Origin of the sequence: Streptomyces sp. NPDC058637 (assembly GCF_042717325.1) — a bacterium.
Taxonomy (GTDB): domain Bacteria; phylum Actinomycetota; class Actinomycetes; order Streptomycetales; family Streptomycetaceae; genus Streptomyces.
Map to the genome: position 1 here is coordinate 340,464 of NZ_JBHXRD010000001.1, position 16,231 is coordinate 356,694.

A 16,231-nucleotide genomic window follows, 5' to 3' on the forward strand; every position below is an offset into this window, starting at 1 on the left:
GTTCCGCGGGCCCAGGGGGAAGCCGGGGGCAGCGGATGGCACGCGAAGTGTGGCGGGACAGTGCGGAGAACGAGGCGGTCTCCGCCGTCTTCCACCTCGTCCAGGAGCTGATCGACCAGTACCGGGTCAACCGGCCGGTGATGCCTCTGGTCGTGGCGCAGGCCGCGGGCGCGGGACCGGACATCGACGGCAGGGTGGAGCAGATCGTCCCGCAGGTCCACCGGGCGAACCGGCTGCGCCGCGTCCCGGTGAAGCTGCTCGCCGGCCACGGCGACACCGCGTACGAGGCGGCGCTGTCCATGGTGCGCACGCTGACCGAGCGTCCCTGGGAGACCCGGAGCACCTCGCAGTACAAGCCGTTCGTCTTCCCCCGCTCCCGACTCCTGGACGCCATCGAGCAGGCCACCGCGACGGTCGTCTCACAGCCGGACCAGGGGTCGGCGGGTGAGCGCGACCTCGACATCATGAAGGTCACCCGGCCCGGTCCGGACGCGAGGACCGACATCGTGTGCGGCCGGGCGGCGGGCGACCCGGCGGTCCTCACCCGGGACCTGCCGCTGGGGTGGCCACGGGGTTCCCGGACCTCGCCGGCCCCGCGACGGCCCCGTAGCCGGACCTCGCAGGCCGTAGCCGGCCCGCTCGTCCCGGCCACGCGGGGCCTCAGTCGACCAGGTCGCGCACCACGGCGTCGGCCAGCAGGCGCCCGCGCAGGGTGAGGACCGCGTGGCCACCGGCGTACGGTCCGGGCTCCAGCAGCCCGTCCGTGACGGCCCGGCCGGCCGCCGCGAGCCCGGCGGGGGCGAGCAGCGACAGGGGGCAACCCTCGACGAGCCTCAGCTCCAGCAGGATCCGCTCGACGCGCCGGTCCTCCTCCGTCAGGATCTCGCGGCCGGCCCCGGGCGAGCGGCCCTCCGCGAGCGCCTGCGCGTACGCCCCGGGGTGCTTGACGTTCCACCAGCGCACCCCGCCGACGTGGCTGTGCGCTCCGGGACCGGCGCCCCACCAGTCGGCGCCGCGCCAGTACAGCTCGTTGTGCAGGCAGCGGCCCTCCGGGGTACGGGACCAGTTCGACACCTCGTACCAGGAGAAGCCCGCCGCGGCCATCGCCTCGTCGGCGATCAGGTAGCGGTCGGCGTGGGTGTCGTCGTCGGTCATCGGGACCTCGCCGCGGCGGATGCGGCGGGCAAGCCGGGTGCCTTCCTCGACGATGAGCGCGTAGGCCGACACATGGTCGGGGCCCGCGCCGATCGCCGCGTCCAGGGAGGCCCGCCAGTCGTCGTCGGACTCCCCCGGGGTGCCGTAGATCAGGTCGAGGTTGACGTGCTCGAAGCCGGCCGCGCGGGCCTCGGCGACACAGGCCTCGGGCCTGCCGGGGGTGTGGGTGCGGTCCAGGATCTTCAGGACGTGCTGCCGGGCGCTCTGCATCCCGAAGGAGACGCGGTTGAAGCCGCCTTCCCGCAGCGCCGCCAAATAGGCCGGGTCGACGGACTCCGGGTTGGCCTCCGTGGTGATCTCCGCGTCGTCCGCCAGCCCGAACTCCTCGCGGATCGCCCCGAGCATCCTGACGAGGTCGGCGGCGGGCAGCAGGGTGGGCGTACCGCCGCCGACGAACACCGTGCGGACGGGGCGGGGGTCGTCGCCGAGCACCTTGCGGGCCTGGCGGACCTCCTCGACCAGATGCGCCGCGTAGTTGTCCCGGGAGGCCAGCGCACCGCCGGAGCCGCGCAGCTCCGTCGCGGTGTAGGTGTTGAAGTCGCAGTAGCCGCAGCGGGTGGCGCAGTAGGGCACGTGCAGGTAGAAACCGAGCGGTCGGCCGGCGGCGCCTTCCAGGGCATGGCGGGGCAGTGCCCCGTCGTCGGGCACGGGCTCACCATCGGGCAGTACGGAAGGCATGCCGTCCATTGTCGCTCGCCGCCGGAGCTTTCCCTCCCACGCTCCCGCCCGCCCTCCCGTTCAGTCGACCTGGAGGACGAGCAGGGCCAGGTCGTCGTCGGGCGGCCGCTCCGCGAAGGCGTGGACGGCGTGCTTGATCCGGTGGGCGATCCGGTCGGCCGACAGCCCGGCACAGCCGGACAGGGCGTGTGCGAGTCCGTCGCCGTCGTCGAACATCAGCCGGCCGGACCTGCGCTCCGTCACCCCGTCGGTGACGCAGAGGAGGCTGTCACCGGGCGCGAGGTCGAAGCTCTGGCTCTCGTACGCCACGTCCTCGACGATCCCGAGCAGGATCTGCGGCTCGGCGGCCGGGCGTACGGAGCCGTCGGGGCGCAGCAGCAGCGGGAGGGGGTGGCCCGCGCTGGCCACGGTGCAGCGGACGCCGCCGCCCGGGAGCGGCACGATGTCGCCGTAGAGCAGGGAGAGGAAGCGGGACTGCGGGCCGTCCTGGATCTGCCGGCCGCCCGCCGCGGCGACCATCAGGGCGGCTGCCTCGGCCGCCTCCATGGCGTCGTCGAGGAGGAGCCGGTTGAGCCGGTCGAGCACCTCGCCGACGCGGAAGCCCTCCCGGGACAGCAGGCGGAGCCAGGGGCGGGCGAGGCCGGTGACGACGGCGGCTTCGGGGCCGCTGCCCTGGACGTCGCCGAGGACGAAGCACCAGCGTCCGCCGGGGCACGGGAAGAGGTCGTAGAAATCGCCGCCGACGACACCGTCGTCCCCGGGCTCGTACACCAGGGCGCTGGTGACGCCGGGTATCTCGGCGACCTTGCTGGGCAGCAGGCCACGCTGCAGGATGCGGCTGATGGTGGCCTGCCGGGTGTAGGCGCGGGCGGCGCCCACGGCGAGGCCGACACGGCGTACGAAGTCGGCGATGAGCGCGGCCACCTCGCCGGGGAAGAGCGCGACCCCTTCCCGGCCCACGAGCACCGCGCCGAGGGTGCGTCCGCCCGAGGTGATGCGGTGGGCGAGCGCGGCGCCGCCGTCACCGTGGCCCGCGACGGCGTCGGCGGGCCACGGGATGGGTACGGGGCCGCTGCCGACGCTGCCGGGTAGGCGGAGGGGCTCCTTCTCCAGTGCCGGGCGGAGTGTCTCGGTGGCTCCCTTGTCGCTGTGCCAGACACCGGCGAGGCGTGGGGCGGCCCCGGGGCCGCCGCCCTCGCTCTCCAGCCAGATCGCGCACCAGTCCGCGAGCCTGGGCACCATCAGCTGACCCGCTATGGACGCCACCAGGTCCTCGTCGAGCTGGCCGGCGAGCAGGTCGGACGCCTCGGCGAGGAAGGAGAGCGCCCCGCGCCCGGCCCGGTCCGTGTCGTCGCGTTCGGCCCGCCGGACGGTGGGGGCGGGCATCTCGGCGCGCCTGCCCCGCCGGACCGAGTCCTCGGCCGGTGCGGGACCGGGGAGGCCGTCCCAGTCGTCGGCCTGGAGCCGGGCCCAGACGGTCTTGAGCCCGGTGCGGTAGGTGATGCCCCAGGATTCGGCGAGGGTGGCGACGAGCTGCAGTCCCCGGCCGTACTCGGCGGGATCGGGCCGTTCGGTCCGGCCGTCCCGCACCGACCGGGCGGGGTGGTGGTCGGTGATCTCCAGCACCAGAGCGGCCGGCTCCGCCCCGGCCGTGTCCTCCAGTCTGAGGAGCAGCTCGACCGTCGTGCCGGCGTGCACGACCGCGTTGGTGACCAGTTCGTTGGCCACGGTCACCGCGTCGTCGGTGAGGCGGTCGCCGAAAGCCCCGGCGGACGGCAGGCCGACGGCCGTCCAGTCGACGAGCGCGGCCCGGACGAACCGGCGGGCCGCGGCGGGGGCCAGCGGGATTCCGGGCAGGCTGGTGCGGGCGACCGTATGCGCGTCGCTGCCCTGACCTGCGACGACACCTTCGGGACGGTGAACGATGTCCCGCTGGATCGGAATGGGCCCCACGGTGCGGCTCCTGACGGTTCTCGCGATACACCGCTGACGTTCTACGACAGAGTGACAGACCGGGCGGGTACATAAGCACCGAGTGACCGAAATGGGCGGGGCCGGACGGGGCGGGCTGAACGGCGGACGGGGCCGGCGGGTGCTCGCGCACCCACCGGCCCCGCCTGTGACCTGCTCCTCCGCTCCGTACGGCGGTTGTCACGCCTCGCGGGAGCCCGCGTACATGTCGTCGATGAGGTCCTTGTACTCGCGCTCGACGACCGGCCGCTTCAGCTTGAGGCTGGGGGTCAGCTCGCCGTGCTCGATGTCGAGGTCGCGCGGCAGCAGCCGGAACTTCTTGATGGTCTGCCAGCGCTGCAGGCCCTCGTTGAGCTGCTTCACGTAGCCCTCGATGAGCTCCACGGCCTGCGGGGAGGCCACCACGTCGGCGTACGGCTTGCCACCCAGCCCGTTCTCCTGTGCCCAGCCGAGGATGGTCGGCTCGTCGAGGGAGATGAGGGCGGTGCAGAAGTTACGGTCCGCGCCGTGCACCAGGATGTTGGAGACGAACGGACAGACCGCCTTGAACTGTCCCTCGACCTCGGCCGGGGCGATGTACTTGCCGCCCGACGTCTTGATCAGGTCCTTCTTGCGGTCGGTGATCCGCAGGTAGCCGTCCTCGGACAGCTCGCCGATGTCGCCGGTGTGGAACCAGCCGTCGGACTCCAGGACCTCGGCGGTCTTCTCGGGCAGCCGGTGGTAGCCCTCCATCAGGCCGGGGCCGCGCAGCAGGATCTCGCCGTCGTCCGCGATCCGGACCTCGGTGCCGGGGAGCGGCTTGCCGACGGTGCCGGTGCGGTAGGCCCCGCCCGGGTTGACGAAGGAGGCGGCGCTGGACTCGGTGAGGCCGTAGCCCTCCAGGATGTGGATCCCGGCGCCGGAGAAGAAGAAGCCGATGTCGGGGGCGAGTGCGGCGGAGCCGGACACGCAGGCGCGGAGCCGGCCGCCGAAGGCCTCCCGGATCTTGGCGAAGACGAGGGTGTCGGCGACCTTGTGCTTGGCGCCGAGTGCGAACGGCACGGACGCCTTGCCGGTACGACGGAAGTTGTCCTGCGACACCTTCGCGTACTCCCGGCCCACGCCCGCCGCCCACTGGAAGATCTTGTACTTGGCGCCGCCGCCGGCCCGCGCCTTGGCCGCGACCCCGTTGTAGACCTTCTCGAAGATCCGGGGGACGGCTGCCATGTAGGTCGGCCGGACCACCGGAAGGTTCTCGATGATCTTGTCGACGCGGCCGTCGACCGCCGTGACGTGGCCGACCTCGATCTGGCCGGAGGTGAGGACCTTGCCGAAGACATGGGCGAGCGGCAGCCAGAGGTACTGGACGTCGTCCGCGTTGATCAGGCCGGTCGCCACGGTCGCCTTGGCCATGTACGACCAGTTGTCGTGCGGCAGACGCACCCCCTTGGGGCGGCCGGTGGTGCCCGAGGTGTAGATCAGGGTCGCCAGCTGGTCGGCGGTGATAGCCGCGACCCGGTCGGTGACCGCGTCCGGGTTCTTCGCCAGGTGTTCGGCACCCCGCGCCTCGAGCTCGGCCAGCGTGAGGAGCCAGCCCTCCGGGTCGCCCTCCACGGGCTCGGCACCGGCCGGGTCGATGACGATGACATGGGCGAGGGAGGGCAGCCCCGCCCGGTTCTCCCGGGCCTTCGCCAGCTGTGCGGCGTCCTCGGCGATCAGGACACGGCTCTCGGAGTCGGCCAGGATGAAGGCGGACTCCTCGGTGTTCGTGGACGGGTAGACCGTCGTGGTCGCGGCACCCGCGCACATCACTCCGAGGTCGGCGAGGATCCACTCGACACGCGTGGACGAGGCGAGCGCGACCCGCTCCTCCGGCCGGACGCCGAGACCGATCAGGCCGGCCGCGATCGCGTACACCCGGGTCGCCGCCTGCGCCCAGGTCAGCGACTTCCAGTCGTCCGGACCCTGGCCGGAGGCCGACGGCACGGGAAAGCGGTACGCCTCACCGTCCGGAGTGGCCGCCACGCGGTCGACGAAGAGGGCCGCCACGGAGGGCGGTCGGCTATCGATCAAGGTCTTTGTGTCGCTCACGACGTCCTCCGGGCCTGCGGCATTGCTACGACCGGCTGCTGGGTACTGGTGCGGGATATATGGGGGGCTGCTGCCTGTGTTCCTGGTTCTCGCGCCCGCTCGCCCTACTTGCTTAACTGGCGAGTAACTAACGGGTGGTGATCAGAGTAGAGCGCACGGGTCCGCGACGTAAGAGGCAACAGGCCGCCGCTTCATAACGAACGGGCCCCCGCGCCGCACAGATGTCTGCGCGGCGCGGGGGCCCGTCTGGCGCTCCCGGGAACCGGCCCCCGGGAGGGAGGAGGGCACGGCTACTTCTTTGCCTTGCCCTCGCCGGCCGACTCGTCGGTCGACAGGACGGAGATGAACGCGTCCTGCGGCACCTCCACGTTGCCGACCATCTTCATCCGCTTCTTGCCTTCCTTCTGCTTCTCCAGCAGCTTCCGCTTACGGGAGATGTCACCGCCGTAGCACTTGGCGAGGACGTCCTTGCGGATGGCGCGAACGGTCTCACGCGCGATGACCCGGGCACCGATGGCCGCCTGGATCGGCACCTCGAAGTTCTGCCGGGGGATGAGCTTCTGCAGCTTGGCGACGAGCCGCACCCCGTACGCGTACGCCTTGTCCTTGTGCGTGACCGCGGAGAACGCGTCGACCTTGTCGCCGTGCAGCAGGATGTCGACCTTGACGAGCTGGGCGGACTGCTCACCCGTGGGCTCGTAGTCGAGCGAGGCGTAGCCGCGCGTCTTGGACTTCAGCTGGTCGAAGAAGTCGAAGACGATCTCGGCGAGCGGCAGGGTGTAGCGGATCTCGACACGGTCCTCGGAGAGGTAGTCCATGCCGAGCAGGGTGCCGCGCCGGTTCTGGCACAGCTCCATGATCGCGCCGATGAACTCGCTCGGGGCCAGGACCGTGGCCCGGACGACCGGCTCGTGCACCTTGTCGATCTTGCCCTCGGGGAACTCGCTCGGGTTGGTGACGATGTGCTCGGTTCCGTCCTCCATCTCGACGCGGTAGACCACGTTCGGGGCGGTGGCGATGAGCTCGAGACCGAACTCGCGCTCGAGCCGCTCGCGGACCACGTCGAGGTGGAGCAGGCCGAGGAAGCCCACGCGGAAGCCGAAGCCGAGTGCGGCGGAGGTCTCCGGCTCGTACACCAGGGCGGCGTCGTTGAGCTGGAGCTTGTCGAGGGCCTCGCGCAGGTCCGGGTAGTCCGAGCCGTCCAGCGGGTACAGGCCGGAGAACACCATCGGCTTGGGGTCCTTGTAGCCGCCCAGCGCCTCGGTCGCCCCGTTGTGCAGGGAGGTGATGGTGTCACCGACCTTGGACTGCCGGACGTCCTTCACACCGGTGATGATGTAGCCGACCTCACCGACGCCGATGCCGTCGGCCGGGGTCATCTCCGGGGAGGAGACACCGATCTCCAGCAGCTCGTGGGTGGCGCCCGTGGACATCATCCGGATGCGCTCGCGCTTGCTGAGCTGGCCGTCGATGACCCTGACGTAGGTGACGACGCCGCGGTAGGGGTCGTAGACCGAGTCGAAGATCATCGCGCGGGCGGCTTCGTCCGCCTTGCCGACGGGGGCGGGTACGTCGCGGACCACCCGGTTGAGCAGTGCGTCCACGCCGATACCGGTCTTCGCCGAGACCTTGAGCACGTCCTCGGGCTGGCAGCCGATGAGGTTGGCCAGCTCCTCGGAGAACTTCTCGGGCTGCGCGGCCGGCAGGTCGATCTTGTTGAGCACCGGGATGATGGTGAGGTCGTTCTCCATCGCCAGGTAGAGGTTTGCGAGGGTCTGTGCCTCGATCCCCTGTGCCGCGTCGACGAGCAGGACCGTGCCCTCGCAGGCGGCGAGGGAACGGGACACCTCGTAGGTGAAGTCCACGTGACCGGGGGTGTCGATCATGTTGAGGATGTGGGTCGCGCCCGTGTCCTCACCCTCGGTGGGCGCCCACGGCAGACGGACCGCCTGGGACTTGATGGTGATGCCGCGCTCGCGCTCGATGTCCATCCGGTCGAGGTACTGAGCGCGCATCTGCCGCACATCGACCACGCCCGTCAGCTGAAGCATCCGGTCGGCAAGCGTCGACTTGCCGTGGTCGATGTGCGCGATGATGCAGAAGTTGCGGATCAGCGCCGGGTCGGTACGGCTCGGCTCGGGCACGTTGGTAGGAGTCGCGGGCACGCAGGGTCCTGATTCTTGAGACGCCGAACGCCGTGTCTCGGGTCGATGTCGGGTCGGTCGGATCAATACGCAGGCTCCATCGTCCCACGCCTGCGGGGCTGGGACCGGTTTGGGCCGGTCCGAGGGTGACTGGTACCGTGGGCAGCTGTGTCTCGTGGCCCTCAGAAGCCATGTGACGCACATAGAAGATCCAACGAACCTGAAAAGGCTCTTTCGTGGCGAACATCAAGTCCCAGATCAAGCGGAACAAGACGAACGAGAAGGCGCGCCTGCGTAACAAGGCCGTCAAGTCCTCGCTCAAGACCTCGATCCGCAAGGCCCGTGAGGCTGCCGCTTCCGGTGACGTCGAGAAGGCCACTGTGGCCGTCCGTGACGCGTCCCGCCAGCTCGACAAGGCTGTCTCGAAGGGTGTCATCCACAAGAACGCCGCCGCCAACAAGAAGTCGGCGCTGGCGCTCAAGGTTGTCGCCCTCCAGGGCTGAGCTACTGATGTGAAAGCCGGAACGGACTCAGCGGGCCCTCTCTCCCGCTCCTGACCGGCACCCCGTGCCGCACACCGAACCTGCGTTCGCCACGCGGGTGCGGCGCACACAGCGTGAAACGGAGGCCCCGGCCACCGTCCTCCCCAGGACGGCGCGACCGGGGCTTCTGTGCTGTCCAGGGCCTTTGTGGCGTCGGGGCCTTTGCGCTGCCCCGGGGTTGGCGGTGCGGCCCGGGCTCGGTGCTGTCCGGGGCCTTTGCCCTGGCCGGACACAGTGCTGTTCCTCGCCGCGCGGCGTGATGCTGTCCGGCCACAGCGCTGTTCGGGCGCGGTGCCGCTGGGGCTCGCACCGGCCGGGCTCGCGTGTGCTCGGGCCCGCGCGCTGCGGAGGGGGCTGGGCAGCCGGCCGCTAGCGTCCGCCGGACCGTGCGGCTCGCGCGATCGCGACGACGGCCTTCTCCAGGGCGTACTCCGGATCGTCACCGCCGCCCTTGACCCCCGCGTCGGCCGCAGCGACCGCGCGCAGCGCGGCCGAGACCCCGTCGGGCGTCCAGCCGCGCATCTGCTGGCGCACCCGGTCGATCTTCCAGGGCGGCATACCGAGCTCCCGTGCGAGGTCCGCGGGGCGTCCGCCCCGGGCCGACGACAGCTTGCCGATCGCGCGGACGCCCTGGGCGAGGGCGCTGGTGATCAGGACGGGCGCGACCCCGGTCGACAGCGACCACCGCAGCGCCTCCAGCGCCTCCGCCGCCTTTCCCTCGACCGCACGGTCGGCGACGGTGAAGGAGGATGCCTCGGCCCGGCCGGTGTAGTAGCGGCCGACGACGGCCTCGTCGATGGTGCCCTCGACGTCCGCGGTCAGCTGGGAGACGGCGCTCGCCAGCTCGCGCAGATCACTGCCGACGGAGTCCACGAGTGCCTGGCACGCCTCGGGGGTCGCGGAGCGCCCGAGGGTCCGGAATTCCGACCTGACGAAGGAGAGCCGCTCGGCGGGCTTGGTCGTCTTCGGGCAGGCGACCTCACGCGCACCCGCCTTCCGGACCGCGTCCAGCAGGCCCTTGCCCTTGGCCCCGCCGGCGTGGAGGAGCACGAGGGTGATCTCCTCGGCGGGCGCGGAGAGGTACGCCTTGACGTCCTTGACCGTGTCGGCCGAGAGGTCGTGTGCGTTGCGCACGATCACGACCTTGCGCTCGGCGAAGAGCGAGGGGCTGGTCAGCTCGGCGAGCGTGCCCGGCTGCAACTGGTCGGAGGAGAGGTCCCGCACGTCCGTGTCGGCGTCGGAGGCACGGGCGGCTGCCACCACGTGCTGCACGGCACGGTCCAGGAGCAGGTCCTCCTGACCCACGGCGAGCGTCACGGGGGCGAGCGGATTGTCGGTGGAACTGCTTCTGGTGGCCATCGCGGACCAGCATCCCACGACCCTGTGACAGGGCGGCGGGGCCGCCCGCCCGGGCGTACCGGAGAATGACCGGGTGAGCGATGTGAGACATGTGCTGGTGCTGCCCGACCGTGACACGGCCCACCACGCGGCCGAGGAACTCGCCGACCGGTTCGGCGTCACGGAGGAGCCCCAGCTCGTACGGGACGCCCTGGCCGGCGAGGACGACGCGGAGGACGCCCAGTGGCTGGTGGTCGTGGAGGATCCCGCCGGGCGCCTGGACTCCGCGGCTCTCGACGCGTTCGCCGCGGAGTACGAGGGGTGGCTGGAGGCGCCGTAGCGGGGGCGGCCGGACCTGGCCGCCCGGCGGGTCCAGCCCCTTGCTTCCCGGGGTGGGCCCTGGGTTCAGCCCTTGGGCACGGCCCTGGGAGCCCTTGGGCGGGTCCTCGGTTCAGCCCTTGGGGACGATCTGGATGTCCATGTCGATCTCGATGCTGGAGCCGACCACCGCGATACCGCGGGCCAGCATCGTCTGCCAGGTGAGGGTGAAGTCCTCGCGGTGCAGTTCGGTGGTGGCCCGGCAGGCCGCGCGGGTCTCACCCTCCAGGCCGTTGCCCAGACCGAGGTACTGGGTGTCCAGCGTGACGGTGCGGCTCACACCGTGCAGCGTGAGTGCGCCACTGACGCCCCAGCGGCTGCCGCCGCGGTGGACGAAGCGCTCGCTGTAGAACTCGAGGGTCGGATAGCGCCCGACGTCCAGGAAGTCGCCGGAGCGCAGGTGGTCGTCGCGCATCCGGACGTTCGTGTCGATCGACGAGGCGTCGATGATGACGTGCATGGCGGACTCCTCCATGCGGTCGGCGATCCGGACGGCACCGGCGAAGCTGTTGAACCGGCCATGGACGCGGGCCATCCCGATGTGACGTGCCGTGAAGCCGATCTGCGAGTGCATCGGCTCGATCTCCCAGTCCCCGGGCTCGGGAAGCCGTGGAGGCTGCACCACCTGGAGCACCACGTCGCCGAGGCTCGCGTGACCACTCTCCGTGACGACGACCGGTCCGTGGAACGGGGTGAATCCCTCGGCCGTGACACCCAGACGGTAGTCGCCTGCCGGAATCGTGGCGACGACACTCCCGAAGGGGTCCGTCTCCCCGCCGACGACCTTGCGGCCCGCGCTGTCCGTGACGACGAACTCGGCCTGCCGCACCGGCTCACCGACGGGATCCAGCACCCGGCAGCTGACCAGACCCGCGGTACTCGGTACCGGTAGCCCTGCGACGGCGCTGCTGAGTGCGGTGCCGGACCTCGCCTTGTTGCCTAGCCAACGACCGAACATACGCACGTACTCCCAGGGGCGGTTCTCATCTCGGACCCCTGACGGCTGGACGTCGTTGTCGGAGCAGCGGTCCGCCGACGAAGACGTATTCGATCACCGTTGCGATGTTCGAGGCAAACGCAGCGGCTCGGAGGGTGTTGTGCCGAGGTGTTACGAGGTATTACCGAAGGTCCGAATTGGCCGTTCCGCTTGTGCGTGCCGCGCAGGACACTCATGGCTCATGTCAGGGTCTGTCGCACCTCGGGCAGCTCGGAGAGACGCAATCCGAAGTGTTCGTGGTAGGCGGCGAGGACCTCGGCATCGGTACCCAGCTCCGTCTTGTGCCGCTCACCGCGCACCGTCGTGACCAGGGTGCGGCCACTGAGCGTCGATCGCCCTGCTGCGGTGGGCAGCGAGCAGACGAGGGACCGGGTGAAGTGCGAATCCGGCGACGTCCGGTGGTACCAGGAGCCGGCCCGGAAGTCCGCGAGCACCCGTGGCCGCAGGTCCAGACGGAACTGCCGCGAGCCGCCGCGCAGCAGATCGAGGTCCCCCTGCGGCGCCTCCCGGAAGCGGAACACACCGCACGGATCGTCCTGCTCGGTGCGGTCGTCCAGCGCGAGCGGGTGGAGGGCGTGGTCGCCGAACCCGACATCGGCCAGCCACGGCCCCGTGCCGTCGTCGGTCTCCACACGCAGCGCCATGTGGTCGTACGGAATGCCGAGGCGCCCTCCGTCGCCGAAGACCCGCGCCTGGAGCAGGGTGACGCGGAAGCCGAGCTCTCGCAGCAACGCGGCGAAGGCCCCGTTGAGTTCGTAGCAGAAGCCGCCCCGGCGGTCCGTCACGATCTTGTCGAGGATCTTCTCCTCCTCCAGGACGATGTCCTCGCCGAAATGGATCGAGAGGTTCTCGAAGGGCACCGTCATCAGGTGCCGGAGTTGGAGTTCGCGCAGGGCGGCCGCATCGGCACGCGTGGGACGGGCGGCGCCGATGCGCTCCAGATAGGCGTCCGTCACACCCGCCGCGCTGTTCATTCCGTTCATGCCGCTCACGCTGTCGATGTGGTCGCGGTTCGTCGGCTTCATGGCGGAAGTCTGTCCCGGTACACCGCACCACGCCATGAGCCCCAAGTCCCGGGTTCGCCGACGGAGGCCCGGAGGACCGCGGATGGCCGGCTTGTCGGCCAGGACGGAACCGGTGCCGGCACGCGGCTCCAACCAGCGCGGACAGGACGTGACCGACCGCAGCGAGGAGGACAACGGCGCCTGGGAGGCGACAGCCCCCGCGAACGGTGTGTCGTGTCCGATGGCGTTGTCGCTCGTGTGGGACCGGGCCAGGATCGTGGAAGGGGCGGACCTTCCCGCCGCTTCGGGCACCCGGCTGGTCCGGCGGCCCGCTCCCGCCCCCGAGCCCGCAACACGCCCCCGTCCCCGCGGTCATGAGCGGCCTGCCGCACGCAGCCCCGTACCGGCCCCTGTCACGGCGACGGCACCGTCGATGTCCGTCCGGAGAACCTTCGCGCCCCCGGCTCTGAGCGCCTCGACCGTGCGGGCTGCCGGATGCCCGTACGGGTTGTCCGTACCGCAGCTGATGAGCGCCAGCCTCGGACGTACGCTGCGCAGGAGAGCGGTGTCCTGGTAAGCGGATCCGTGGTGCGCCACCTTGAGCACGTCCACCCGGGGCAGCGCCGGATAGCTGCGCAGCACCCCTCGCTGGGCCGGGGGTTCGAGGTCGCCGAGGAGCAGCAGCGTCAGATCGCCCGATCGCACGAAGAGGGTGACGCTGGAGTCGTTCGGCTCCTTTGTCACGAAGGCCGGTACCGCGCCCCGCGCATCGGCCGCCGGCCAGAGAACCCTCCAGTCGAGCGGGCCGAACCGCCGACGCTCCCCCGGAACGGCCGGGACCACCGGGACGTCCGCCGTGGCCGCCGTCCGCTTCACGAAGGCGGCCTGCTCCGCCGGCTCGTCGAGACTCGTCGTCTGGATCGCGGCGACCTCCCGTCCCCGCAGGACACCCGGCAGGCCGCGCACATGGTCGGCGTGGAAGTGGGTGAGGAGCAGGAGCGGCACACGGGTGATACCGAGGTCGCGCAGGCACCGGTCGACGAGGCGCGGGTCCGGGCCGGTGTCGACGACCACCCCCGCGCCCTCTCCGGCGGCGAGCACCATGGCATCCCCCTGACCCACGTCACACATCGCGAACGCCCAGTCCGGCGGCGGCCATCCGGTCATGATCCTGGTGAGCGGCACCGGTCTCAGCACCGCGAGGACCAGGGCGAGCGCGGCAGCGGAACAGACCCAGGGGTGGCGGGCGAGAGGGCGTGCGGACAGCACCAGCACGAGCGTGAGGACGGCCAGCAGAGCCGCGCCCCTCCAGCCGCCGGGCCAGTCGGCCTCGGCTCCGGGCAGGGCCGCTCCGGTGCGGGCCACGGAGGCGATCCATCCGACCGGCCAGCCGGCGACCAGGGCCAGGGCCTCGGCCGCCGCCGTCGACACCGGGGCCACGGCGAGCGCCGCGAAACCGAGGACCGTAGCGGGTGCCACGGCGAACTCGGCCAGCAGATTGCAGGGGATCGCCACCAGACTGACCCGTGAGGCGAGCACCACGACGACCGGGGCGCACACCGCCTGCGCGGCGCCCGCCGCGGCCAGCACCTCGGCAAGCCTCGGCGGCACCCGGTGCCGTTGCAGGGCGCTGCTCCACCGGGGCGCGAGGGTCAGGAGCGCCCCGGTGGCCAGCACGGACAGGAGGAACCCGTAACTGCGGGCCAGCCACGGGTCGTACAGCACCAGCAGCAGAACGGCCGCGGCCAGTGCGGGAATCAGCGATCTGCGCCGGCCCGTGCCGATGGCGAGAAGCGTGATCAGGCCACACGCCGCCGCTCGTAGGACGCTCGGCTCAGGGCGGCAGACGATCACGAAGGCGAGCGCGATCCCGCCACCGATCAGTGCGGTCACACGCAGGGAGATCCCCAGCCGGGGTGCCAGGCCGCGGCGCTCGCTGCGCAGGGCCGTTCCGGGTGGGCCGATGAGGAGGAAGAGGAGGATCGACAGGTTGGCACCCGACACGGCGAGCAGGTGGGTGAGATCGGTGGCCTTGAAGGCGTCGTGCAGTTCGGGTGTGACCCTGGAGGTGTCGCCGACCACCAGGCCCGGCAGGAGCGCCCGCGCGTCGGCGTCGAGCCCGTCGGTGGCTTCCCGCAGGCCGGAACGCAGCTGTCCTGCCGTCCGCTGGAGGAAGGTCGGCGCAGAGGTGACCGGCGGCGGATCGTCCGCGTCCGTACCGAGCACGGCGGCGATGCGCTCCCCCTCATGGCGTGGTGGCGCCAGCCGACCGCTGATCCGCAGCCCGGTGGAGGGGAGCAGCCGTTGCCACTGTGCGGAGGCGGCGCCCGGCGAGACCATGACGAGGACCGGGGTGCGGAGTTTGGTGACCGTGCCGTCAGGGCCGGTCAGCCGGTCGACCTCGGCGTCGAGCAGCAGGGACACGGGGGTGCTGTGGTCGCCCCGGACCCGCGGCCGGGTCTGCCGGGGGTCGGACGTGACGGTCACCTCCGCCTCCACCCGGGTGTAGTCCTCCGCCAGTCCGGGAACGGGACCGCTCCGGCTGTGCGCACCGTGGAGTCCGGCAGCCGCTGCCCCGGCCGCCGCGCAGAGCAGTACCCCGGCGGCGGCGGTGGTGCGCAGCCGTGCGCACGACGTGGATCCGGTGGGGCGCCGGAAGGCCCCCGTGCGCCCCGCACCAACCGCTGCCCTCACTCGGGGCCCTGCCAGGAGCGTCAGGGCTGTACAGGCGCAGAGGGCGGCTCCTGCGGCCGCCCACCGGCCCGGCGCACCGAGTGCGAGTCCGGCGGCGGCCCACGCCGCGAGGGCGGGCGGGACGAGCCGGAGGTCTACGGGACCTTCCTGGTGCGGGTCGGCGGAGCCCAGTCGCCTGCCCGAGGCCGTGTGCACGTCCGGGCCGCTCATGGCCGGACCAGTGGCCGAAGGTCGGCGAACCGCCGGTCGCCGATGCCGTCGACCTCTCGGAGTTCGTCGACGGACCGGTAACCCCCGTGCTCGGTGCGGTAGTCGATGATGTGCTGGGCCAGCACCGGTCCGACACCGGGCAGGGTGTCGAGTTGTTCCACGGTGGCCGTGCTGAGACTCACCGGTGCGGCCGGACCGTCCTGGGCCTGCCCGGACCCGCCCCCTCCCGCTGTGCCTCCCGCTGCGGCCTGGACGCCCGGCAGGCCCACCAGGACCTGTTCGCCGTCCGTCAGAACGCGCGCCCGGTTGAGCCCTGTGACGTCCGCGCCCGTACGCACTCCTCCCGCCGCGCGCAGGGCGTCGGCGACGCGCGAGCCGGACGGCAGGTGCTGGATCCCCGGCCGGCGTACCTTGCCGCTCACGTCGACGACGATCCGGCCACCGGAGGCGGGGGTGGGCGGAGAACCGTCGGACGGCCCGGTGAGGAAGCCCGCGCCGGACGGGCCGGAAGGTGCGGGTGCGGCCGGGCGGGCTGCTGCGGCCTCCTTCACCTGCTCGGGGGCCTGTACGGGCTGAGGACGTCCCGACCAGAAGTGTGTCGCGGCGAGGACCGCGGCCCCGACCAGGACAACAGCGAGCGCGGCGAGCGAGCGCGGCTCCAGACCGCATCTGAGGTGCACCCACAGCGGTAACCGTTCCCGCAGAGCCGGCCCGGCTGTCCGCCACCACGGCAGTGCGGCGGCCGATCCCGGCGAAACGGTGGGAGTGGTGGGGTCGGTGAGTTCGATGGGAGCGGTGAGATCGGCGGGAGCAGTGGCGGCCGGCTCAGCGGGAGCCGCAGCCCAGGAAGGTGCCGGGCGGGTGGGCCCGAGCCGGAGGGAAGTCGGTGGCACGCTCCGCGTCGCCGGACGAGGCCCGTCGGCCAGCAGCACATCGGCCCTGAGGCGTGAAGCCGCGGCAGCCTCGGCGTCGCGGCGTCCACGCTCGGTC

Annotated in this window: 11 protein-coding genes and 1 pseudogene; 3 read left to right on the forward strand and 9 right to left on the reverse strand. The window is 71.7% G+C overall.

The features are described 5' to 3' along the window. Window positions 1-35: 35 nt before the first annotated feature. A pseudogene (locus ACFWVP_RS01630) lies at window positions 36-470 on the forward strand (hypothetical protein); the annotation flags it as partial. A gap of 190 nt (window positions 471-660) precedes the next feature. Here ACFWVP_RS01630 and hemW read toward each other — a convergent pair. From hemW to lepA, 4 genes are all read right to left on the reverse strand, one after another. Then, a complete protein-coding gene (gene hemW, locus ACFWVP_RS01635) occupies window positions 661-1,902 on the reverse strand; it encodes a radical SAM family heme chaperone HemW (protein ID WP_384492922.1) in 1,242 nt (413 codons plus the stop codon). 51 nt (window positions 1,903-1,953) lie between these two features. Next, entirely contained in the window at window positions 1,954-3,846 is a 1,893-nt protein-coding gene (locus tag ACFWVP_RS01640; protein ID WP_384492923.1) for a SpoIIE family protein phosphatase, read from the reverse strand. A 198-nt stretch (window positions 3,847-4,044) separates the two neighbouring features. Then, entirely contained in the window at window positions 4,045-5,934 is a 1,890-nt protein-coding gene (locus ACFWVP_RS01645) for an AMP-dependent synthetase/ligase (RefSeq protein WP_384492924.1), read from the reverse strand. Between the two features lie 290 nt (window positions 5,935-6,224). Next, entirely contained in the window at window positions 6,225-8,099 is a 1,875-nt protein-coding gene (gene lepA / locus ACFWVP_RS01650; protein ID WP_384492925.1) for a translation elongation factor 4, read from the reverse strand. Between the two features lie 215 nt (window positions 8,100-8,314). Between lepA and rpsT the strand changes: the two genes are divergently transcribed. Beyond that, window positions 8,315-8,581, forward strand: a complete 267-nt coding sequence (gene rpsT / locus ACFWVP_RS01655) for a 30S ribosomal protein S20 (RefSeq protein ID WP_384492926.1) — start codon at window positions 8,315-8,317, stop codon at window positions 8,579-8,581. 408 nt (window positions 8,582-8,989) lie between these two features. Here rpsT and holA read toward each other — a convergent pair whose 3' ends face one another. Next, window positions 8,990-9,979: a DNA polymerase III subunit delta gene (gene holA, locus ACFWVP_RS01660; RefSeq protein ID WP_384492927.1), complete on the reverse strand. Its 990-nt coding sequence runs from the start codon at window positions 9,977-9,979 to the stop codon at window positions 8,990-8,992. 73 nt (window positions 9,980-10,052) lie between these two features. Between holA and ACFWVP_RS01665 the strand changes: the two genes are divergently transcribed. Beyond that, window positions 10,053-10,298 carry a hypothetical protein gene (locus ACFWVP_RS01665; RefSeq protein WP_384492928.1) on the forward strand — a complete coding sequence of 82 codons (246 nt, stop codon included), beginning with the start codon at window positions 10,053-10,055 and terminating at the stop codon, window positions 10,296-10,298. Between the two features lie 111 nt (window positions 10,299-10,409). Here the strand turns inward: ACFWVP_RS01665 and ACFWVP_RS01670 are convergent, their stop codons facing one another. From ACFWVP_RS01670 to ACFWVP_RS01685, 4 genes are all read right to left on the reverse strand, one after another. Continuing rightward, complete coding sequence (locus ACFWVP_RS01670) at window positions 10,410-11,294, reverse strand: YceI family protein (protein WP_384492929.1); 885 nt, start codon at window positions 11,292-11,294, stop codon at window positions 10,410-10,412. Window positions 11,295-11,512: 218 nt separating this feature from the next. Further along, window positions 11,513-12,307, reverse strand: coding sequence for an arylamine N-acetyltransferase (locus ACFWVP_RS01675; protein WP_384493012.1), 795 nt, complete (start codon window positions 12,305-12,307; stop codon window positions 11,513-11,515). 402 nt (window positions 12,308-12,709) lie between these two features. Next, the gene (locus ACFWVP_RS01680) at window positions 12,710-15,241 is read right to left on the reverse strand and encodes a ComEC/Rec2 family competence protein (RefSeq protein ID WP_384492930.1); all 2,532 of its coding nucleotides are present in this window, start codon (window positions 15,239-15,241) and stop codon (window positions 12,710-12,712) included. Next, window positions 15,238-15,921, reverse strand: a complete 684-nt coding sequence (locus ACFWVP_RS01685) for a helix-hairpin-helix domain-containing protein (RefSeq protein WP_384492931.1) — start codon at window positions 15,919-15,921, stop codon at window positions 15,238-15,240. Before ACFWVP_RS01685 ends, ACFWVP_RS01680 begins: the two co-directional genes overlap by 4 nt. Window positions 15,922-16,231: the final 310 nt, after the last annotated feature.

What these genes read in the sequence shown, in the direction of transcription:
- hemW (WP_384492922.1), bottom strand. Translation starts at nt 1,902, where the DNA reads ATGGACGGCATGCCTTCCGTACTGCCCGATGGTGAGCCCGTGCCCGAC.
- holA (WP_384492927.1), bottom strand. Translation starts at nt 9,979, where the DNA reads ATGGCCACCAGAAGCAGTTCCACCGACAATCCGCTCGCCCCCGTGACG.
- ACFWVP_RS01670 (WP_384492929.1), bottom strand. Translation starts at nt 11,294, where the DNA reads ATGTTCGGTCGTTGGCTAGGCAACAAGGCGAGGTCCGGCACCGCACTC.
- ACFWVP_RS01675 (WP_384493012.1), bottom strand. Translation starts at nt 12,307, where the DNA reads ATGAACAGCGCGGCGGGTGTGACGGACGCCTATCTGGAGCGCATCGGC.
- ACFWVP_RS01680 (WP_384492930.1), bottom strand. Translation starts at nt 15,241, where the DNA reads ATGAGCGGCCCGGACGTGCACACGGCCTCGGGCAGGCGACTGGGCTCC.